This is a genomic window from Saccharibacillus endophyticus (assembly GCF_013185185.1).
GTDB classification, from domain to species: Bacteria; Bacillota; Bacilli; order Paenibacillales; family Paenibacillaceae; genus Saccharibacillus; species Saccharibacillus endophyticus.
Genome location: NZ_JAAZWE010000004.1, coordinates 56,120 through 75,520 on the forward strand (window position 1 = coordinate 56,120; position 19,401 = coordinate 75,520).

20 protein-coding genes are annotated in these 19,401 nt (G+C 55.0%); 6 read left to right on the plus strand and 14 right to left on the minus strand.

The features are described 5' to 3' along the window. Positions 1-27: 27 nt before the first annotated feature. From nadE to HRQ63_RS14985, 3 genes are all read right to left on the minus strand, one after another. Positions 28-843 carry an ammonia-dependent NAD(+) synthetase gene (gene nadE / locus HRQ63_RS14975; RefSeq protein WP_172245206.1) on the minus strand — a complete coding sequence of 272 codons (816 nt, stop codon included), beginning with the start codon at positions 841-843 and terminating at the stop codon, positions 28-30. Between the two features lie 181 nt (positions 844-1,024). After that, positions 1,025-1,459, minus strand: a complete 435-nt coding sequence (locus HRQ63_RS14980) for a BrxA/BrxB family bacilliredoxin (RefSeq protein WP_172245208.1) — start codon at positions 1,457-1,459, stop codon at positions 1,025-1,027. Positions 1,460-1,593: 134 nt separating this feature from the next. Next, a complete protein-coding gene (locus HRQ63_RS14985; RefSeq protein WP_172245210.1) occupies positions 1,594-3,312 on the minus strand; it encodes an ATP-binding protein in 1,719 nt (572 codons plus the stop codon). Positions 3,313-3,715: 403 nt separating this feature from the next. Between HRQ63_RS14985 and HRQ63_RS14990 the strand changes: the two genes are divergently transcribed. Next, a complete protein-coding gene (locus HRQ63_RS14990; protein ID WP_172245212.1) occupies positions 3,716-4,993 on the plus strand; it encodes a BaiN/RdsA family NAD(P)/FAD-dependent oxidoreductase in 1,278 nt (425 codons plus the stop codon). Between the two features lie 214 nt (positions 4,994-5,207). On the opposite strand, the gene HRQ63_RS14995 is transcribed toward HRQ63_RS14990, so the two are convergent. Then, complete coding sequence (locus HRQ63_RS14995; protein ID WP_172245213.1) at positions 5,208-6,482, minus strand: ABC transporter permease; 1,275 nt, start codon at positions 6,480-6,482, stop codon at positions 5,208-5,210. Further along, positions 6,479-7,213: an ABC transporter ATP-binding protein gene (locus HRQ63_RS15000; RefSeq protein WP_172245214.1), complete on the minus strand. Its 735-nt coding sequence runs from the start codon at positions 7,211-7,213 to the stop codon at positions 6,479-6,481. Before HRQ63_RS15000 ends, HRQ63_RS14995 begins: the two co-directional genes overlap by 4 nt. Before the next feature lie 290 nt (positions 7,214-7,503). Between HRQ63_RS15000 and HRQ63_RS15005 the strand changes: the two genes are divergently transcribed. Next, complete coding sequence (locus tag HRQ63_RS15005) at positions 7,504-7,971, plus strand: MarR family winged helix-turn-helix transcriptional regulator (protein WP_172245215.1); 468 nt, start codon at positions 7,504-7,506, stop codon at positions 7,969-7,971. A 183-nt stretch (positions 7,972-8,154) separates the two neighbouring features. Here the strand turns inward: HRQ63_RS15005 and HRQ63_RS15010 are convergent, their stop codons facing one another. Both HRQ63_RS15010 and HRQ63_RS15015 read right to left on the minus strand, forming a co-directional pair. Next, on the minus strand, positions 8,155-9,582 hold the full coding sequence (locus tag HRQ63_RS15010; RefSeq protein WP_229714249.1) for an MDR family MFS transporter: 1,428 nt from the start codon (positions 9,580-9,582) through the stop codon (positions 8,155-8,157). A 265-nt stretch (positions 9,583-9,847) separates the two neighbouring features. Continuing rightward, positions 9,848-10,150 carry a hypothetical protein gene (locus HRQ63_RS15015; RefSeq protein ID WP_172245216.1) on the minus strand — a complete coding sequence of 101 codons (303 nt, stop codon included), beginning with the start codon at positions 10,148-10,150 and terminating at the stop codon, positions 9,848-9,850. 404 nt (positions 10,151-10,554) lie between these two features. Here HRQ63_RS15015 and HRQ63_RS15020 point away from each other — a divergent pair, with 404 nt between their 5' ends. Next, a complete protein-coding gene (locus HRQ63_RS15020) occupies positions 10,555-11,037 on the plus strand; it encodes a GAF domain-containing protein (RefSeq protein ID WP_172245217.1) in 483 nt (160 codons plus the stop codon). 246 nt (positions 11,038-11,283) lie between these two features. Here HRQ63_RS15020 and HRQ63_RS15025 read toward each other — a convergent pair whose 3' ends face one another. The 4 genes from HRQ63_RS15025 to HRQ63_RS15040 form a co-directional block, all read right to left on the minus strand. Next, complete coding sequence (locus tag HRQ63_RS15025) at positions 11,284-12,012, minus strand: phosphatase PAP2 family protein (RefSeq protein ID WP_172245218.1); 729 nt, start codon at positions 12,010-12,012, stop codon at positions 11,284-11,286. 555 nt (positions 12,013-12,567) lie between these two features. Continuing rightward, positions 12,568-13,899 carry an Nramp family divalent metal transporter gene (locus HRQ63_RS15030; RefSeq protein ID WP_172245219.1) on the minus strand — a complete coding sequence of 444 codons (1,332 nt, stop codon included), beginning with the start codon at positions 13,897-13,899 and terminating at the stop codon, positions 12,568-12,570. Positions 13,900-14,188: 289 nt separating this feature from the next. Further along, the gene (locus tag HRQ63_RS15035) at positions 14,189-14,716 is read right to left on the minus strand and encodes a DUF402 domain-containing protein (protein WP_172245220.1); all 528 of its coding nucleotides are present in this window, start codon (positions 14,714-14,716) and stop codon (positions 14,189-14,191) included. Positions 14,717-14,748: 32 nt separating this feature from the next. Beyond that, positions 14,749-15,201: a MarR family winged helix-turn-helix transcriptional regulator gene (locus HRQ63_RS15040; protein ID WP_172245221.1), complete on the minus strand. Its 453-nt coding sequence runs from the start codon at positions 15,199-15,201 to the stop codon at positions 14,749-14,751. Between the two features lie 89 nt (positions 15,202-15,290). On the opposite strand from HRQ63_RS15040, the gene HRQ63_RS15045 reads away from it, so the two are divergent. After that, positions 15,291-15,740, plus strand: coding sequence for a GNAT family N-acetyltransferase (locus HRQ63_RS15045; RefSeq protein ID WP_172245222.1), 450 nt, complete (start codon positions 15,291-15,293; stop codon positions 15,738-15,740). A 253-nt stretch (positions 15,741-15,993) separates the two neighbouring features. On the opposite strand, the gene HRQ63_RS15050 is transcribed toward HRQ63_RS15045, so the two are convergent. Both HRQ63_RS15050 and azlC read right to left on the minus strand, forming a co-directional pair. Continuing rightward, entirely contained in the window at positions 15,994-16,314 is a 321-nt protein-coding gene (locus tag HRQ63_RS15050) for a branched-chain amino acid transporter permease (RefSeq protein WP_172246101.1), read from the minus strand. A 2-nt stretch (positions 16,315-16,316) separates the two neighbouring features. Further along, entirely contained in the window at positions 16,317-17,045 is a 729-nt protein-coding gene (azlC, locus tag HRQ63_RS15055) for an azaleucine resistance protein AzlC (protein ID WP_172245223.1), read from the minus strand. Between the two features lie 114 nt (positions 17,046-17,159). On the opposite strand from azlC, the gene HRQ63_RS15060 reads away from it, so the two are divergent. Continuing rightward, the gene (locus HRQ63_RS15060) at positions 17,160-18,548 is read left to right on the plus strand and encodes an aminotransferase-like domain-containing protein (RefSeq protein WP_172245224.1); all 1,389 of its coding nucleotides are present in this window, start codon (positions 17,160-17,162) and stop codon (positions 18,546-18,548) included. Between the two features lie 14 nt (positions 18,549-18,562). Here the strand turns inward: HRQ63_RS15060 and HRQ63_RS15065 are convergent, their stop codons facing one another. Continuing rightward, positions 18,563-19,123, minus strand: a complete 561-nt coding sequence (locus tag HRQ63_RS15065) for a M15 family metallopeptidase (protein ID WP_229714210.1) — start codon at positions 19,121-19,123, stop codon at positions 18,563-18,565. On the opposite strand from HRQ63_RS15065, the gene HRQ63_RS15070 reads away from it, so the two are divergent. Further along, complete coding sequence (locus tag HRQ63_RS15070) at positions 19,113-19,397, plus strand: hypothetical protein (protein WP_172245114.1); 285 nt, start codon at positions 19,113-19,115, stop codon at positions 19,395-19,397. The two genes, HRQ63_RS15065 and HRQ63_RS15070, sit on opposite strands and share 11 nt — an antisense overlap. Positions 19,398-19,401 lie beyond the last annotated feature (4 nt).

Consider the following 19,401-nt stretch of genomic DNA (forward strand, 5'->3'; position numbering starts at 1 on the left):
CTTCTCGCTTCCCCCCGCCTACGTAACTTAAATCCCCGGAATCGGATTCCGCTTATGCGCCGTTCTCTTATAGAAGTTCTCCAGCAGCGATTGCACGTTCGGCGACACTTCTTTGCCTTCGAGATAATCGCTGTTCTCGTCATACGTAATCCCGAGCTCGGTCTCGTCGGTCTGCCCGACCCACAGTCCGGCCGTCGGCGCTTTGGTCACGATCTCGTCCGGCACGCCGATCGCGGCAGCCACCTGGCGCACTTGGCGCTTGTTCAACGTGGACAGCGGCGTGATGTCGACCGCTCCGTCGCCCCACTTCGTATAAAAACCGGTAATCGCTTCGGAAGCATGGTCGGTACCGACGACGATCAGGTTCATCTCGAACGACAGGGCATACTGCACGACCATGCGCGTTCTCGCTTTGATATTGCCTTTGCCTTTGTCGGTCATCTTCTTCGGATTGTTGATATCCAGCTTCTCGAAACTCTTTTCGACGGTAGAAGCGACATGGTCGACGGCGTCTTGAATATTCGTCTCGACCGTATGCGTCAAGCCGAAAGCTTTCGCCGTCGCGTAGCTGTGCTCGATATCCGACTGCTCGCCGTAAGGCTGGAATACGCCCAGCGTGATGAACTCTTTGCCGTTTTCTTCGGTCAATTCGTCTGTTGCGCGTTTACAAAGTCCTGTCGCGACCGCACTGTCTACGCCGCCGCTGATTGCGATCAAAAGGCCGTTCGCGCCCGCCGCAAGCACGTACTGTTTCAGGAAGTCGACCCGTTTGCGGATCTCCGCTTCCGGATCGATCGTAGGCTGCACGCCCAACTCGGCGATAATTTGTTGTTGCAAACTCATCGTGAATCCTCTCCTTTGAATAGCCGGAATAATATTGCTCTCCTCACCATTATACCCGCAACGGCCTGACATCGAACTTACGCCGTATTTTTTTCACATTCATTCACGTCGAGCCAGTTGATTTTTATGCAAAAAAGCCCCGGCGGACAACAATCGTCCTGCCGGAGCTTCTTCCGCGCTATTAGCCGCAGAATTCATCGAAAGCGCGCGTCAGATCGTCGGCGATATCGCCGGCGGAACGGTCTTCGATCGAATGACGCTCGATAAAGTGAACCAGCTCTCCATCCTTGAACAACGCGATCGAAGGCGAAGAAGGCGGGTACGGCGCGAAGTATTCGCGAGCCTGTGCCGTTGCTTCCTTATCCTGTCCGGCGAATACCGTAAACAGGTTGTTCGGCGTTTTCTCGTGCTGAAGCGCTTGAGCCACGCCCGGGCGGCATTGGCCGGCGGCGCATCCGCAGACCGAGTTGATGACGACAAGCGTCGTGCCTGTCGCGTTCGGAAGGTTCTCTTCCACTTCCTCGGGCGTCCGCAGTTCGCGGATTCCCAATGTCGTCAGTTCGTCGCGCATCGGTTGGATCATATCACGCATATATTGATCGAAAGACATAGCCATGTTCGATTCACTCCTCCAAGTCGTTGATGTGCCTCCATTATACCGTGAGCCCTAACCAAAGGAAAGCCGTTTCCCAATAACGGGTCTCGAATCGCTGCTTCCGCTGTTGGATCCGCCGCCCATAAGCTTGAACGTCATACCTCTACAGCCGCTTTCGAATCTTTCGATTCGCTCTTTTTCGCAAAGTCGATCCGTACTTCCGTGCCTTCGCCCACCGTCGATTCAATGGACAAACTGCCTCCGTGCCGCTCTGCTATGCCTGAACAAAGCACCAATCCAAGCCCGGTTCCGGTTTTTTTCGTAGTGAAAAAGGGTTGTTTGATGCGTTCGAGCGTCTCTTCCGGAATGCCTGGGCCGTTGTCTTTTACCCGCAGCCGCAAACGGTCTTCCAATTCCTCGATCGCGATCACGAGTTCTCCCTTGTCGTCCATCGCTTCCAGCCCGTTGCGGGCCAGGTTCAATACGAGCTGCTTGATTTCTCCGGGGTGCATCGAAATTTCTTCGCCGTCCGCTCCCTCCTCGAGCCGGATCGTCTGACCGCGAAGATTGGCATCCGCCTGAAGCAGCGGCCACAAATCTTCCACGACCGAACGCAGCCTGCGTTTTTCGGTCATCTGCTGCTTGGTTCGGGCCAACGCCAGAAAGTCGTCGATGATTCCTCCGGCCCGGTCAAGCTCTTCCAGCACGATTTTATAATAATGATCGTATTCGTCCGGCGTTTTCTTCTGCAAAATTTGCAAATATCCGCGCACGACGGCCATCGGGTTGCGTACCTCGTGCGTGACTCCCGCCGCCATTTGCCCAATCAGATTCAAACGGTTCATGTCTTCCAGCTCGGCTCTCATCCGTTCGACTTCCGTGACGTCGTAGATGCTGCATACCGCCCCGAACACTTCGCCTTGATCCGTATGCGCCGGGGACAAATAAATGCTGAACTTCCGGCCGCCGAACTCCATCGTCCGCTCGGCCGTCCGGTTCTCGCGAATGCTCATGTCCAGCGCCTGCAAGAACACGGGATCCGCTTGCATGCCGATCGAGTTCATCAGCTCCGCAAAGCTTTTGCCGGCAACCATATCGCGCGTAGCCGTCGGAACGCGGCTGCTGATAGCGCCGAACGCCCGATCGTTCACGCCCGTTACGCGGCCCAGACGGTCCACCGTCAGCGCGAAGCCGGGCAGCGTCCGCATGAAGGCCTGAAGCTTCGTTTCTTCTTCGATAACCCGTTCGCGCATCGCGCCCGCTTGTTCGTTCAAAAGATGCCGATCCTGCGCGTCCCTGCGCGAATAGAGCAGCAGCAGACCGGCGGCAAGGCCCCCCAGCAGCTCGATCACTACTCTCGGAACGGCCGCCCAGGCATTGCCTTCGGCTACAGACTCTTGAATATGAAAAACGGCATGAGGAAAATACGCGACGAGCAGCCAACAGGTAAGAACGACTCTGCGCCGCCACGTTTGCATCCGAAGCATCCGCGAACGGCTCAACGCAAGCAGCAAAAGCGCCGCCGCTTCGATCCAGACATAAGGCAATTCCCTCGATTCGGCAAACAAGCTGCCCACCAACGCGTACAGGCCGACAAGCGGAAATACGCCTTTCGGCACGCCGTACAAAATCCCCATTCCGGTCGGAAGCAGCGCCAAATGTCCGTCGATTCTCGTGCTTCCGGCATCCAGAAACCAACACATCAACAGCGACACCGAGCTCGCGCACGTGAAAGCGATGCCGACGGAGTCCCCTCCGTGCCTGGCGAGCAGCCGATTCGCGCGCGTGCGGACAAAGCTTTCGAACGAAGGTACCAGCAAAACGGGAAGCGAAGCGAATAACACCTGGATGATAAATACTTTGAGCAGCTCCACTTTTACCGTACCTCCTTTTGGCATAGGCGAAATCCAAAATATATAACTGGTAACTATATTTATTTTTCCATATTAAAGAAAATACCTTCTCTTTGATTAAAACATACCCGTTCTTCCGATACAATATACTTAGTAGCTTGAACGCATTCAATCTAAGGTTTGCGTCTATCGGAAACACGCACGGTTCAAGCGTATTTCCGATGGACGTAACCTAACATCTTAAGCGGTCATGGTACCAGTAGCTTGTTCGGAATAAAATGCAGGATTACGTTTTGGGCGGACGAAACCGAAGACCCATGCACTGAACAATCCGTACGAAAACGACAGGCTTCGCGAAGCATTCGCCGCGGTTTGTGCTATGATATATGGAAGAAATCGATCAATGTGAAAAGGAAGATGCATCTTGGATTATGACGTAATCGTCGTGGGCGGCGGTTCGGCAGGATTGATGGCAGCGGTGGCGGCCGGCGAAGGCGGCGCGCGCGTGCTGCTTGTCGACAAGGGAGACAAGTTGGGGCGCAAGCTCGGCATTTCTGGCGGCGGACGCTGCAATGTCACCAACAACAAGGAATTCGACGACCTCATCAAGTGGATTCCCGGCAACGGCCGGTTTTTGTACAGCGCGCTGTCGCAGTTCGGCAGTCGCGATATTATCGCCTTTTTCGAAGGCTTGGGCATTGCGCTCAAGGAAGAAGACAACGGGCGCATGTTCCCGGTCAGCGATCGGGCCAAGACGGTAGTCGATGCGCTGGTCGGACGGGTGCGCTCGCTCGGCGTCGAAGTGCGGATCAATACGCCGGTGGAGCGCATTTTATATACGGGCGGGCAAGTCGCGGGCGTTCGGCTAAAAGGAGGGAAAGAAGTTTCCGCCTCCTGCGTGATCGCGGCGGTCGGCGGCAAATCCGTACCCAAAACCGGATCGACCGGAGACGGTTATCCTTGGGCGGAAGCTGCGGGACACACGATCACGAAGCTTTTTCCGACCGAAGTTCCGATCACGTCCGGCGCGGCTTTTATCCAAAGCAAAGAATTGCAGGGCTTGTCGCTGCGCGATATCGAGCTGACCGTCTGGAACGCCAAAGGCAAAAAGCTCGTGACGCATGCGGGCGACATGCTGTTTACGCACTTCGGACTGTCAGGCCCGGCGGCGCTGCGCTGCAGCCAGTACGTGGTCAAAGAACTGGATAAACAGGCCGGCGGCGGCACGGTGCGCGTGACGGTTGACCTGATGCCAGACCGCAGCGCCGACGACGTGTACCGTGAGACGCTCAACCTGACGGCGGCCGATCCGAAAAAAGCGATCAAGAACGTGCTGAAAACGGCCGTGCCGGAAAAGCTGATCCCGCTGCTTCTGGTGCGCGCGGAGCTGGACGAGATGCTGACCCACGACAATATTCCCAAAGCCAAATGGACGGAGCTGGCGAAGCTGATCAAAGCGTTCCCGATTCCGGTCAACGGCACGCTTTCGATCGAGGATGCTTTCGTCACCGGCGGCGGCGTGCATCTGAAAGAAGTCGACCCGCATTCGATGGAATCGAAGTTCACGGCCGGACTGTACTTCTGCGGGGAACTGCTGGATATTCACGGCTATACCGGCGGATATAATATCACGGCGGCGTTTTCGACCGGACATGCGGCGGGAAGCAGCGCGGCGGCGAGGGCGGCGGAGCTGCGGGCTTAAACGGACATACGGTTCGAAGACCGGAGCTTGACCGCATCAAAAAACGAACAAATTAAAAGCCGTACCCGTCGTCATGACCGGGTACGGCTTTTCGGCGAAGACGGACGGCTTCGAAAGCGAAGTCTCGTACGCGGCGGCGCGATTGCCGCAAGCGCAGAACGCAATCGCCGCCGTTCGTGCCCGACGCTTCAGCGGAGCACGGCCGTTCGCCTCATTACTCTTTCTTCTGCCAAAATGCGGCCAGCATATAAGCCAGCAGCATGCCGACGGCGGCTCCCGGCAGTCCCAGCGCGAAAGCGCCCCACCATGCCGCGAATACTTTGACGCCCAGGCAGGCGTTCAAAGCAAAAGCCAGAGGCAGCATCTGGACGCCGACCGCGGGTCCGCAAGCGGAGTCCAGAAGTCCGCGGTCGATCGACGCGACCGGCGGAAACGCATGGTCGGCGAATTGAATCCACAGCCCGCGCAGCCACATCGAGAACAGCAGCAGCATCAGCGGCATGACGATCCAGCCGACCCAAGCCGGCCCGAACGCGATCACCGCCAAGCTGATACCGGAAAATTGCACGTACATGCCCGCGTATCCCCGCTCGCGCAGCGCGCTTTTGAGCGCGGCATCCGCGATTTGCCGAATCTGCCAGCTTCCCGCGAAGCTCGGAAGCAAAGGACCGGAACGGCGCAGCAGCCGGACTTTGCGCTTTGGCGGCTGCGGCTTCTCGACCGCGCGCGACAGCAGCAGCGCGGCGAACCGAAAGCGCGCGGCCCCGTCGGCCGCCGCGCTTTCTTCGAAATGATGCGCAAGCGCCGTTCGCTTGCGCATCAAGAAGACGGCTGCCGCGCCGAGCAGCGCGGCGCATGCCGAGCTTGCGGCAGCGCCCCAAGCGGCAGACGCAAGGAAAACGACCGAAACGATCAGCAAACCGGCCAATGCCGCATTTGCTTTCCGCTTTTCGCGACGAAAAACGACCGAAAAATGTCCCAGCAGGCCCGCCGACAGATGCAGCGTCCAAATCGACAGATACAAGGCGCCGACCGCCGTCCAGGAAAGCTGATACAGCTCCCTCAGAAAAGGCAGAAGCAATGCGGCAAGCGCCAAGGCTTTGAGTGCCTGGAAGACGGCAAACAGCACGATCGCTCGGCTTGTCACGCCTTGAAGCCAACCGGGCCGCTGCCGCAAAAAGACGACGTCCGCCTGCTCCAAAAACAACAAAGGCTTCGACGCCAGAGCCGTCAGCAGCGGTACAAGCAAAAGAACCGCAAGCGGCAGCCCGTGCATCGCCGAAGGAATCTCCCCGTTCCAAAATCCGTAATAATAACGGGCGCCGAGCAGCCCGAACGGAATGATGATATACAAAGCCACGACCCAATCGACGACCAATCTCAAATTTTTTCTTTCCCACTCCACATGGTCGCGCAAACGCCGCCAAAACAAAGCTTCAGGCTGCGCGAAACCCGTAAAACCGGTCGTGCCCTTCTTTGTGCCGCTCATACGGTAAGCGCCTCGAAGCAATCGAACAAGTCGCCCCGAGGCAGGTCGCAGGCCCGGCGGATGTCTTCGATATTGCCCTGAGCGGCCGTCTTGCCGTCGGAAAGCAGAACGAAATAATCGCAAATTTTCTCGGCCGTGTCCAACACGTGGGTGCACATCAGCACGCCGGCTCCGCGCTGACGTTCTTCTTCCAGCAGCCGCAGGAAATCTTTGGTCGCGCGCGGGTCCAAGCCGATAAACGGCTCGTCGACGATATAAATATCCGGCTTCAGCAAAAAACCGATCATGAGCATCATTTTCTGCTTCATGCCTTTCGACATGCCGCCCGGCAGCTTGTCTCGGGCGTCTTTCATGCGAAACCGCTCCAGCAGCTCGTTCGCGTTTTTTTCGAAATCCCGCTCTTCCATTCCGTAAGCGGCTCCGGCCAACGACAGATGCTCCCACAGCGTCAGCGTATCATAATAAAGGGGCTGCTCGGGAACATAGGCGTAAGTCCCGGAACCGCCCAGCAAAATCTCGCCTTTCACATGGGGAATCAATTTCAGGATCGCTTTGATCGTCGTGCTTTTTCCCGCTCCGTTCGGTCCGATCAGCCCTACCAGCTCTCCGCTGCCCACTTTGAACGACACGCTGCGCACGCAGGCATCGCCCGGCGAGTAACCTGCTTCGTCGAGAGCGACCTCCAGCGCGTATTCCGTTTTCTTTTGCTCAGACTCCGTCGGCACTTCCATCCACCCTTTCCTCGCGCTCGTTTGCCGGAACCGCTCAGGCGCGTTCTCGATGTTCGTGCCGGGTAAAACGAGCTTCTATCGTCCTCTTTACGCGTCATTCGCCGTTTTGTTTCTTTTCTCGCCAAATATCTCCTGTGCGCGCCGTCACTTCAAATTTGAAGCTTCCGTGAAAAAGAAAAAATTTAAATTATTAAAAATGAAAAACTGTGACAAATGACATGTCGTTAAACATTAGCTCTGAACTAAGATAAACATAATTCATCTACCAAAATTTGAAAGGCGGAGGCGCAATGATTCATGCTCAGGCACGCGATACCGAACTGTCGCTGCATCTGTACCGGGTGTTCGCCAAATCGTTCAAAAGCGTTAACGAACATGCCGTAAGCGGCAGCAAAATTCAAGGATTCAATCCTACGGCGTTTGCCGTTCTCGAAGTTCTCTATTTCAAAGGCCAACAGCCTATTCAACAAATCGGAGCCAAGCTTCTGCTGCAAAGCGGCAACGTCACTTACGTGATCGACAAGCTGGAGCGTCACGGCATGCTGGTTCGTCACCCTTGCCCGACCGACCGTCGCGTGATTTATGCCGATCTGACGGAAAAAGGACGTGCCTTGATGGACGAAGCTTATCCGAACTATGCCGAACGTCTCACGAACGCGCTCAGCGGCCTGGAAGAAGAAGAAAAGCTTCAACTGATCTCGCTGCTTAAAAAAATGGGCATGGAAGCGGAAAGATTGTCTCCGTCGGCACGCAAGTAACGCGGCGTCCCGGCGGCGGGAATTTTTCAACGTTCGTTATGATCTGATAAGTGAAATTTTTCTCAATGTTTTCGAGCGATAAAAAGACGATTTTCCGTGTCCGAGTCGCAGCCTCAACTCTGTTTCTTTCAGGATTGAGACTACGCATCGGACCGAAAAATCGTCTTTTCATGCCGTTATTTTCTATTCGCGCGGTGCAGGAGGACGCTTGCTCAGCGGAATTACGGCCAGCAGGCCCAGAGCCGTCAAGACCAGCATCACGATGAACAGTTGATGCAGTCCGCCTTCCAGCACGCCGGACAAGCTGGCCAGTTTGTCGGCAGGCAGTTCGGCGCGTCCATGCTCGGACAACAATTGATTGATGTCCGCTTCCGTAGCTCCCGAGGCTCCCCGATCCGACAGAAGCGAAGCGTTCAGGAAAGTCCCGAAGAAGGCTACGCCGAGCGTCTGCCCCAACGTACGCAGGAACGTATTCAGCGCCGTCGAAGCCCCGCGCAGCGAGTGCCCGACCGAGGATTGGGCGATGATCGTGAATACGGTCAGCGACATGCCGAAGCCCAAGCCGAGTACGAGCATCAGCAGCGGAAGAACGTAAGCCGGCGCGCTGCCGCCGAGCAACGCTACTCCGCCGCTTCCCAGTACCAATGCGGACAAGCCGATGACGGCCGCGCCGCGCGCGCCGCTTTTGGCGATCATTTTACCGCCTATGAACGATCCGGCGATCCAAGTGAACGACATCGGAGCCAACAGCATGCCGGACAATACCGCGCTCCCCAGCTGTACGCCTTGAACCCATAACGGGATATACGTGGTCAGACCGATCAATAAGGTACTCACGAAGATCGCCGCGATACTGGAAAAGGTGATATCCCGAATAAGGAACAGCTTCAGCGGTACCATCGGTTCGGCGGCGCGGCTTTCGATCCATACGAATGCGACCAGCATCAGCACCGCTCCGGCCAATAGTCCGATCATGAGCGGCGAATTCCAGGATGCGGACTGTCCGCCGGAAGTCAGCGCAAGCAGCAGGGCCGTCATCCCGATGGTGAACGTCGCGGCTCCGGCCCAGTCGATCTGCGCTTTTTTCCGCGTGCGCTCTTCTTTCAAGAACAGCATAATGAACAGTACGGCCAACAACCCGAACGGAACGTTAATCCCGAAGATCCAGCGCCAGGAGAACGTATCGACGAGGTATCCGCCGAGCAGAGGGCCGACCAGCGATGCGATGCCCCAGACTGAACTAATCATTCCCTGGACTTTGCCGCGTTCCTCCATCTTGTACAGATCGCCGACGATCGTGTAAGTCACCGGAATTACGGCGCCTGCCCCGATCCCTTGCAGGGCGCGGAAAGCGATTAACTGTTCCATGCCTCCGGCAAATCCGCACAACGCCGAGCCGACGATAAAGAGCAAACAGCCCAACAGGAAAATCGGTTTTCGTCCGAATAAATCGCTGAGTTTGCCGAAGATCGGCGTGGTGACAGCCATCGTCAGCAGATAAGCGGCAAATACCCAGCTCATCAGCGAAGCGGCCTCGAATTCGCCCACGATCGACGGCGTGGCCGGACTGATCACCGTACCTTCTACCGCCGCCAAAAAAGTGGAGAGCATCAGCCCCGCCAGCACGTATTTGCGTTTGTCTTGCAGTTGTTCCACAGCTTCAAAAGCCTCCCGTTCAAAAGTCTTCGTCTTCACGCGATCCCGATCCTATCCCTACCGAAAGCGCCATGACGCGTCCTTCCATTCTACCACGTAATCCATCATAAAAATCCCCGAATTCGCTCCTTGGAGACGAACTCGGGGATTCGACCGCTTCAAAAGCATAGGCTCTGAGCGGCTTGCTTCATCGCGTATAGAGCAGATCGTTCGCTCCGATTCAGGCTCCTGCCGCTTTGGCGGTCGGACGTTCGGTCAGCACTTCCGAACACATGCTGCCGAGCGAATTGCGAACTTTGCGAAGCTCGGTAATCCCGGCTCCGGTCAGCGTGTATTCCTCGCCGTGGGCGGTAAGCAGATTCTCCGTCGCCAGATTCTCCAGCTCCTGCTTAACCTCCCGGTCTGCGACCCGGTAACCGGCACGCTCCAGTTTGGGCAGCGCTTCGCGGATGGAGATATCCTGCTCTTCCGCATAATGCAGCAGATGAATCCTTATGAATAAATTCTGAGTTGCAGCCTGCATATCGCCTTTCCTCCATTCTGTGAACGACTGTCGCATCCTTTAATGTTCGATTGCAGCGGCATATCCGGTTGATCTACCTGCATTCGGCAAAATACGCAGCGTTTGAGTTACCCACTACTTACCCGCCCGTTTCCTATAGGAAACACCCGGCTTTGCAACTTTCTCCGTCGTAAAACAACTCCGCATTCCATGGACCGATTCGGCTGCATCGTCGAATCCGCCGAGAAAATCGGGCCTCTGCCGAGGATTTCATTCCTGCCTTATCCATTGACATTTATACCGGAAAAGGCCTTAATTAAGAATACTGGATACGTCGTATTCGGCCTGATCGCTTGTTTGAAGCAGGTAGAATCCGCCCGGTCGACATTTTTCGAAATTGTATGCGAATAAGGAGGCTCACGCCCATGTTTGAAACGAAAATTTACGCCGGTTCGCGTGAAGAAAACTACGCGACCGCGCTGTCCCAATTGAAAGCCCTGATCGACGGCGAGCCCGATCGCATCGCGAATCTCGCGAATGCTTCGGCCCTGCTTGCCCAGTGCCTGCCCGATACCAACTGGTCCGGCTTCTATCTGTATGACGGAAAAGAACTCGTACTCGGCCCGTTCCAGGGTCTGCCGGCTTGCATCCGTATCCCGATGGGCAAAGGCGTCTGCGGAACCGCCGCACAGACGCGCCAGACGCAGCTCGTCGAGGACGTGCACGCATTCCCGGGACATATCGCCTGCGATTCGGCCACGAACAGCGAGATCGTCGTGCCGTTGATTGCGGAGAATGGCGATCTGATCGGCGTGTTGGACATCGACAGTCCGGAACATGCGCGGTTTGACGAGACGGATAAGGAATTCGTCGAAACATTCGCGAAGATTCTCGTCGCGCAGCTGTAACTTCTATTCGCCGGAGGAAGCTTGGGTCGGCCAAGGAAGAAATTCATTCAAGACGCTGTCTCGCCTAATAAAGCCTTCGGCTTTATTGGCTCAAAGGCGTCTTTCATTGAATTTCTTCCTTGGCCTCTTGCTTCGGTTTTTATAAAAAAGACAACGTTCTCTCTGGGGAGAATGTTGTCCTTTTTTTGAATCAAGGCAAGAAAATAGCTTGAATGCTTATCGTTTGATGACTCTAAAAGGCTTCGCCTACGACAATATTCCGTCGCCGCGCATGTTTTCTTGTCGTTCGGCTTCGCTGCGGCCGCCGAGGCGGCGCTGCTTGCGGTGGCGCCAGTATTCGAACACGCCGATGGTCAGGGCCAGCCAAGCGCCGCTGGCGACGTAGCCGCCGATAACGTCGCTCGGGTAATGCACGCCGAGGTAGATGCGGCTGAGACCGATGGTCAAGGTCAGCAGAATGCACAGAACGAGCGCGACGATGCGCATCGTACGCGGACGAATCATGCGCCAGAGAAGATAAGCGAGAATGCCGTAAAGCGCGAACGCGCCCATGGAATGGCCGCTGGGAAAGCTGAACGAATATTCTTGAGCCAGACGGTTGATGTCCGGACGTTCGCGTTGGAACAGGTTTTTGAGCAAAATATTGATCAGCGCGCTTCCTCCGGTGGCGACCAGCACCAGCAGCGGTTCCCAGCGAAGCCGGGGCACGACCAGCAGGAACAACAGCAGGATCAGCTCCAACACGATAACCACTTTGGTCGACCCGATCCAGGACAGCGTCTCCGCCGTAGCCGTCCATCCCGGAGATTCCTGCGCCTGAATCCGCCCGATCCATTTATGGTCGAAATCCATGACGCTTTGATGCCCCGAAGCAACCAACATCGCGATCAGCACAAAAGTCACCGCCAACACGCCGAAGCCTACAAAACAAAGAGCCGTATGCCTCATCGAGGCTTTTGTTTTCCATCTTTCCATTCCTATTCCTCCGAGTTCATCTTGAAGTAAGCGTGCCTTAAAAAGTCAAACGGAGTCTCTTCCGCATCGCTTGACGGCATCGAATCCCCATCATACCATCGCGCCGACTTTACATTCAATTTACGTTCTTCTCGACATATCTAAACACTTCCCGCCGAATCAATCCCTAAATCCCTTATCCAGAACTCCTTGCATCCCCTTGACTAGCCCTTCCCCACACACAAAAAAACCTCCCCAGCCGAAGCGAAAAAGGTTTCATGCATCGCCGTATGGATTAAACGAACAACATCCCAGATCGCCTATAATGCGAAGTTCAGACTTTCCAAGTCCCTACCCAAGCTTCTCTACCAAGCGAAGCAAGCCTTTCCCTTACAGCTATCCCAAAGCTGAAGCTCTTTTTGAAAATCCTACCCGGGAAGCCCCAGCGGAGGGAGAAATTCAGTGAAGGACGCCTTTGAGCTCGTAAAGTCGGAGACTTTACGAGCGAGACAGCGTCCTGAACGAATTTCTCCCGCAGCGCCCTGGCTTCCCCGAACAGGACTTTCAACCCCAGGTTCAGAAACTCTCCACCACCAAAAACACGTTCAGCGCAATCACCAGCGCCGCGATCGCCCAGCCCAGAATCTTCGTGATCGGACGATTCACGAGCCCGCCCATCAGCTTGCGGTCGCCCGTGAACATCATCAGCGGAACAAGCGCGAACGCGATCCCGAACGATAGAATCACCTGACTCGTAACGAGCGCCTGCGTCGCATTGATTCCCGAAATGATCAGTACGAGCGGCGGCGTCATCGTGATCGCCCGGCGCAGATACAAGTTGATCCGTTTATTGATAAAGCCCTGCATCACCACGTCCCCCGACATCGTACCCACCGAGGAACTCGACAGACCGGCAATCAGCAGCCCCAGACCGAACGAGATCGCAGTCGCGGGACCGGCCAATTCCCTGAAGTGAATAAAAGCCTGATCCAATTCTTCGACGACAAGACCGTTTTTGAAAAACAGCGCAGCGGCAATAATGAGCATCGCCATATTCACCGCTCCGGCTACGACCATCGCGAACACGATGTCGAAAAACTCAAGCCGGAAAATCTTTTTCTTCTCTTCCTCGTTACGGCCGACGATCCGATTTTGCGTCAGCGACGAGTGCAGGTAGATGGCGTGCGGCATCACCGTCGCGCCCAGAATGCCCGCTGCGAGCATGATGCTCTCCGTACCCTGGAACTGCGGCGTGAAGATGCCCATCGCTACGGCGCCCATATCCGGCTTCGCCATGAATACCTGAAAAGCGAAAGCCAATACGACAGCGACGACCATGCCCGCGATCCCCGTCTCAAGCGCTCGGTAGCCTCGGCGTTGAAGCTCCAAAATAGCGAACGACGCGACGGCCGTGATCAACGCGGCAGGCAGCATCGGAATCCCGAAGATCAGGTACAGACCGAGTGCCGCCCCGATAAATTCGGCCAAATCCGTCGCGATAATGACCAATTCACTCTGAATCCACAGGAAGATCGAGACGCCTTTCGGGAAACGATCGCGCGCGACCTCCGGCAAGTTGCGTCCCGTCGCGATCCCGAGCTTCGCCGATAAGGCTTGAATCAACACGGCCATCAGGTTCGAGCCGAAGATTACCCACAGCAGCATATAGCCGTACTGCGATCCCGCCGTAATATTGGTAGCAAAGTTGCCCGGATCGATATATGCAACAGCGGCGATAAAGGCCGGGCCGAGAAACGGCAGCAGCCGCTTGATTCCTTTGGTTTCTCCGTTCAATACCGCCTGTGCGGCCAACTCGGTACGGGTTCTCGCTTCAGCCTGCCCGCCGGCCGGCTCGTTGATTGCTTTTTCTCTCTGGCGCTCGGCTTTTCTTTCGATGTCTCTCTCCATGAATCCTCACCTCTTCGTCTCTATCTCTATCGATTTGTCTCAACTTATTGTTTGATTTTGTATTTGTATTTCCTTGATCCGCATTTGTTCCCCTGGCGCACGATTGTTTCCCATGCGCAACTTTTGAGTTGATTATAGTCCTTTTCTTTCTATATGTAAACACTGCAATAAACAATTGTTTCATAAAAGCGAAATTTTTTTTCATCTTTTTTCATTCCGCATAACGGAAAGCATAAAAAAACGACGAAGCCTCAGGCTTGCGTCGCTTCATTACATAATCAATCGGACACTAAGAGTGCTTCTGCTTCGACGTACTGGCTGCAATCCGCGCGATTTCGTCTGCCAAACTCCCGTCAAAAGGAAATACGTTCTGCCGTATCCGCTCCTGCAAATCGCTCAAAGCTTGCCGCGCATACGCCGCCAAATCGTTCGGGTAGTTCAGCCTGATCCGATTCTCCTCGAATTCTTCTTCGTCCACCACATGCCAGCCTAACTCCTTATTCCACAACAAGTCCAGGTCCAAATCAATAAACGAGACATCCGCTCCATCGCGTACGCAAGGCTCCGAAACATTGCAATAGACCGAGATCACTTCACCGTCCAAAATATCAAAGCTGACCGTGAATCCCTCTTGCAGCGCGTACACCTCCAGAGAAGCATGAGGAATAATAAAAGTCTGTCCTTTCGTATGATGCTTAAGCGATCGACCCGCTTTTCCCTCCGCGATCAGAAAACCTTCCCGTTCTTCAAGCAACGTCATTTCCCAATCGTAATGCGCAATATTCCCGTATTTCATCGAATGCAGAAACAGATTCATGTTACGACTCCTTTTCAAAAACGAAATAACGCCTAATACTCGCGCGTTCCGCCGTTTTTCACCTTTTCCCAATCCGGTTCGACGTTGGCCCGCACCTTTTGCAGCAGCCGAAGCAGCGTTTCTTCTTCCTCGGCACTCAGTCCTTTGACCGCGGCGGCGTTGGAGTAATCGTCCTCTTTGCGCAGAAACGCGTACATCTCTTTCCCTTTTTCCGTCGGGTACAACGCTTTGTTCTTCCGGTTGTCGGATTCCTGTTCTTTCTGAATAAAACCGTCGCGCTCCAGCTTCTCGATCGCGCGCGAGGCCGTCGAACGGTCCACTTTCACCATATAGACGATCTCTTCCTGAATGATTCCCGGGTTTTCGCAGATGCGCACCAGATAGATATATTGATTTTTGGAAAGGCCGTATGGCTTGAATTCGATGTTGGAAATCGATTCGAAGCATCTCGCGATTGCCCCGACCTCCCGTAAAATGTTGCCCATGACGCCCTCCTTTTGTTGCAAACGCAATAAAATTATTGTATGCTTCCTTCAGCGTATTTACACTAAATTATACACAGGGGGCGGCGGACATGCAGTGGCATTTGAAATCTTTTGAACAACTTAGCGGAGACGAGCTTTACCGGATTCTTCGGGAACGGGTAGGCGTCTTTATGCTGGAACAGAACTGCTTATACCCCGAGATCGACGGCAAAGACCCGCAGTGCCATCATCTTTTTGCGGAAAAAGACGGACAAATCGCGGCCTATTGCCGATTGCTTCCTCCGGGCGTGGCGTACACGCAGTGTTCGATCGGCCGCGTGCTGGTGAACGACGCCTTCCGCGGTCAGGGACTGGCTCAAGAGATGATGTCGCGCGCGATCGCTTTCCTCAAGGAAGAATCGGGCGAAAAGGAAATCAAGATTCAAGCCCAGCATTACCTTGAAAAATTCTACGGCTCGTTCGGCTTCCGTCCGATTTCAGAAGTATATCCGGAGGACGGAATTCCGCACGTAGACATGTTGAGAGGGGGAAACGTGTAACTCGTTTCGGGAATCCTGTTCGTTGGGGAGGCGCGGGGCGCTGCGGGAGAAATTCGTTCAAGACGCTGTCTCGCCCAATAAAGCCTTCGGCTTTATTGGCTCAAAGGCGTCTTTCACTGAATTTCTCCCTTCGCTCTCGCTTCCCAAATGAACGGGGATTGCCCGATGTGCTACGCTGTCGGGAAGAGAGAAGAAAAAAGAATTCAAAAAAATTCAAAGTCAAAATCGGAGTCAGGACCAGATCAAGTTCGGATCAGAAGCGAATCAAGATCATGTACAGGATCGTGCCTGCGGCGATGGATAAGAACATGTTCTTTTTCCACAAATGAAGCCATACGACCACGGCTACCGAAACCAGCTCGGGCAAGCCGTGGGTCGAAGACAGCAGATTGATGTCTTTCAGGCTGTAAATGACCAATAGGCCGATGGCGGCGGCAGGCAGGACGCGGCCGAGATATTTCACGTATCGAGGCGTCGGGCGGCCGGGCGGGAAGATCAAGAACGGCAGGAACCGCGTCGCCATCGTGCCGAGCACGACGACGGCGATCATTACTATTTGTTGGCTGACGGTCATCATTATGCGGTACCTCCTTCTTCGGCTTCCGCCGTTTTGCGTTCCAATGCTTTGCGCGTCAAGGTCAGTACGGCTAAGATCGCGATCATCGAAGGAATGATAAAGCGGTCCGGACCGAACAGGATCAGGCCCAGTACCGAGATCGCGATGCCGATCACGGCGCTGTCGTGGATTTTTTGCTTCATCCACTGTTCCACGAAGATCACGACGAACAGCGCGGTCATGACGAACTCCAGACCTTTCAGATCAAAGTTCACGAACGAACCGAGCATGCCTCCGATCGTCGCTCCGGCTACCCAGTACGCATGATTGAGCAGCGTCACGAAGAACATGAACCAGCCCCGATCCACGCCTTCCGGAATTTTGGCCGAGTAGTTGATCGAGAACGATTCGTCGCACATGCCGAAGATCAGATACGGCTTTTTCCAACCCGTTCCTTTATATTTTTCCAACATCGAGATTCCGTAAAATAAATGCCGCGCGTTGACCATCAACGTCAGCAGCAGCGCTCCAAACGGATTGAAGGCTCCGAGCAGCAACCCGACCGCCACGAATTCCATCGAACCGGCAAAGATCAGAAGGCTCATCAAGAACGTCCAACCCGCGCCGAAGCCGGATACGTTCATGAATACGCCGTAGGCGACTCCGAGGAACATGAATCCGGCCAGGATCGGCAGCGTCACGGGAAATGCGGCGCGGAATGCTTTCGAGATTGTTGCGTTTTCGTTCATATCGTACATTCCTCTCTTCGCGTGTAAACTTATAATGTTCATATTAGGCTCGTAAATCCATACAATCAATCATATAATTGTATGGATTACAATTTTGCGAGGAGTGAACGGCCGATGCCTATCAATTCGTTTGTCGATTATCACATGTCTTGGCGTCCCGAGCGGCGCGAGCTGACCCGTCCGATCTACCTGTCGCTGGCCCGGATGCTGGAGCGCGATATTACGGAGGGCTTTCTGCCGCCGGGAACCAAGCTTCCGCCGCAGCGGGAATTGGCCGATTTTCTGGATATCAACTTCACGACCGTCACCCGCGCCTACAAGACCTGCGAGTTGAAAGGACTGCTGCACGCCGTGACCGGAAGCGGAACGTTCGTCTCGGCCAACGCCGTTCGTTCCGTTACCATCTCGCGGGACCGCGTGCCGGTGGAATGCATCGATTTCGGCTTGGTGGCCTCGTTCGAGCAAAGCAACTTCATGATTGCCGAAGCGGTGAAAAAGGTAGCGGAAAAAGCAGGCGTCGAGCGCTTGCTCAACTACGACGACCCCGCCGGCATTCCTCATCAAAAAGAAGCCGCCCTCCGTTGGATGCGGCCGCTGGGCATAGAGGCCGCAACCGATCAGGTCGCCATCGTATCGGGTGCGCAAAATGCGTTGACCATAACGCTGCTGGCGCTGTTCGAACCCGGCAGCCGAATCGCCGTGGACGAATATACGTATTCCAACTTTATCGAACTGGCGAGATCGCTGCGCATCAAGCTGATTCCGATTCCCGGCGATGACTCCGGCATGCTCCCGGAAGAGCTGGATAACAGCTGTCGTAATGCGGAGCTGCAAGGCGTTTTCCTCATGCCGTCTTGCTGCAATCCCACCGCGATCTTCATCCCCAACCCACGCCGGAAAGCGCTGGCCGAGGTGATCGAAAAACACGGCCTTATCGTCATCGAAGACGATATTCACGCAGCCCTGCTGCATGGGACAATGCCGGAAAACGGCATTCCTCTCCGTCAGATGCTGCCCGAACAGACCGTCTATATTTGCAGTACCAGCAAATCGATCTGCTCCGGCCTGCGCGTCGCTTATATCGTCTTCAGCGACGCCATGCGAGAGCGAATGCTGCGGGCCATCTACCATGTCAACGTCAAAACCTCTTCGCTCGACGCCGAGATCATCACCGAAATTATCACGTCCGGGCGCGGAACCGACATTGTCGCATACAAAAAATCGCTGGCGAAATCCGCCAACGATTTATTTGCCGACTATTTTCCCCAACCGGACGATCCCGGTCATCCGCTTAGCTTTTTCCGCTGGCTGCGTCTGCCGAATCCGGTCCATGCTTCGCGTTTCGAGAGCGATCTGCTGGCAAAAGGCGTGCGCGTTTTCCACTCGGAGCGCTTTCTGGCGGGAACGGCGTCTCGCGACCATCATGTGCGCGTCGCCTTATCGTCGACCGAGTCGCGCGAGGAACTGCGGAAAGGACTTGAAATTTTACGCAGCCATCTTTAGCGTAATCCGTTCATTCACTCAACGTTTTCGATTCGTTCCACCTGCGAGCCTTTGGGCACTTTGCCGTTTTGAAGTTGGCGCAGCGTATAGCCGAAATCCATTTGGAAATGCGGGTAATCGGGAAAACGATCCCAGTCCCCGCCCCAGTCAAAGCCCAACGCTTTCGCCAATTCGACGACTTCCATCCAATCGGAGCGGCCGTTGCCGTTGCGATCGACTTCCATGTCCCAGACTACGCCGCCGTTTCCGTCGCGCAGGGCAAAGTCGATGGCTAAGCCATAGTTATGGTAAGACTGGCCGCCGCGGGCGTTGGTGACAATATTGCCGGAGTCTTCGCGTCCTTGGTGGAACAAACGGTCCTGCTCCTCGCTGCTGCGGAAATCCGACGTGATCGCGATCTCGATCCCCCGGTCGGCGGCTCGGGCGATTAGCGTATCGGTTTTGGCCCGAACCTCCGGATGAATGCCGATAATACGGCCTTCTTCTTCGCGCGGAACGTCCGGCACATAGCCGAAATACGCCAGCCCTTTCCAAGCCGCGACCAGAAGGATCAGCAAAAAGACGATGGAAATCAATGTCGTCTTTCCTCTTTTCTTTTTGCGTGCCGCTCTACGAACCTTCGGCTTTGGCGCTGCCCCCGACATCGGTATGCCCCTTTCTTTTTTCCCGCTTGTTTATCTTGAATTTATAACATTGCGGCAGGATAGAGGGCAAGTCGCGCTGTTGCCTCCGAGGAGCGAGCCGGACATGAAGCCTGCCTCATACCTTTCAATTTCCGCAAAAAAAACGCCGATCGATTCTCTGATGCTGCATCAGGAGTTCGATCGGCGTTTTTTTTGTTTTGATTGATTTC

Bases quoted from the DNA above. Each gene is read 5' to 3' on its own strand.
- nadE (WP_172245206.1), bottom strand. From the start codon at position 843: ATGAGTTTGCAACAACAAATTATCGCCGAGTTGGGCGTGCAGCCTACG.
- HRQ63_RS14980 (WP_172245208.1), bottom strand. From the start codon at position 1,459: ATGGCTATGTCTTTCGATCAATATATGCGTGATATGATCCAACCGATG.
- HRQ63_RS14995 (WP_172245213.1), bottom strand. From the start codon at position 6,482: ATGAGCGGCACAAAGAAGGGCACGACCGGTTTTACGGGTTTCGCGCAG.
- HRQ63_RS15000 (WP_172245214.1), bottom strand. From the start codon at position 7,213: ATGGAAGTGCCGACGGAGTCTGAGCAAAAGAAAACGGAATACGCGCTG.
- HRQ63_RS15005 (WP_172245215.1), top strand. From the start codon at position 7,504: ATGATTCATGCTCAGGCACGCGATACCGAACTGTCGCTGCATCTGTAC.
- HRQ63_RS15010 (WP_229714249.1), bottom strand. From the start codon at position 9,582: ATGCTCTCCACTTTTTTGGCGGCGGTAGAAGGTACGGTGATCAGTCCG.
- HRQ63_RS15015 (WP_172245216.1), bottom strand. From the start codon at position 10,150: ATGCAGGCTGCAACTCAGAATTTATTCATAAGGATTCATCTGCTGCAT.
- HRQ63_RS15020 (WP_172245217.1), top strand. From the start codon at position 10,555: ATGTTTGAAACGAAAATTTACGCCGGTTCGCGTGAAGAAAACTACGCG.
- HRQ63_RS15025 (WP_172245218.1), bottom strand. From the start codon at position 12,012: ATGGAAAGATGGAAAACAAAAGCCTCGATGAGGCATACGGCTCTTTGT.
- HRQ63_RS15030 (WP_172245219.1), bottom strand. From the start codon at position 13,899: ATGGAGAGAGACATCGAAAGAAAAGCCGAGCGCCAGAGAGAAAAAGCA.
- HRQ63_RS15035 (WP_172245220.1), bottom strand. From the start codon at position 14,716: ATGAATCTGTTTCTGCATTCGATGAAATACGGGAATATTGCGCATTAC.
- HRQ63_RS15040 (WP_172245221.1), bottom strand. From the start codon at position 15,201: ATGGGCAACATTTTACGGGAGGTCGGGGCAATCGCGAGATGCTTCGAA.
- HRQ63_RS15045 (WP_172245222.1), top strand. From the start codon at position 15,291: ATGCAGTGGCATTTGAAATCTTTTGAACAACTTAGCGGAGACGAGCTT.
- HRQ63_RS15050 (WP_172246101.1), bottom strand. From the start codon at position 16,314: ATGACCGTCAGCCAACAAATAGTAATGATCGCCGTCGTCGTGCTCGGC.
- azlC (WP_172245223.1), bottom strand. From the start codon at position 17,045: ATGAACGAAAACGCAACAATCTCGAAAGCATTCCGCGCCGCATTTCCC.
- HRQ63_RS15060 (WP_172245224.1), top strand. From the start codon at position 17,160: ATGCCTATCAATTCGTTTGTCGATTATCACATGTCTTGGCGTCCCGAG.
- HRQ63_RS15070 (WP_172245114.1), top strand. From the start codon at position 19,113: ATGGAAATCAATGTCGTCTTTCCTCTTTTCTTTTTGCGTGCCGCTCTA.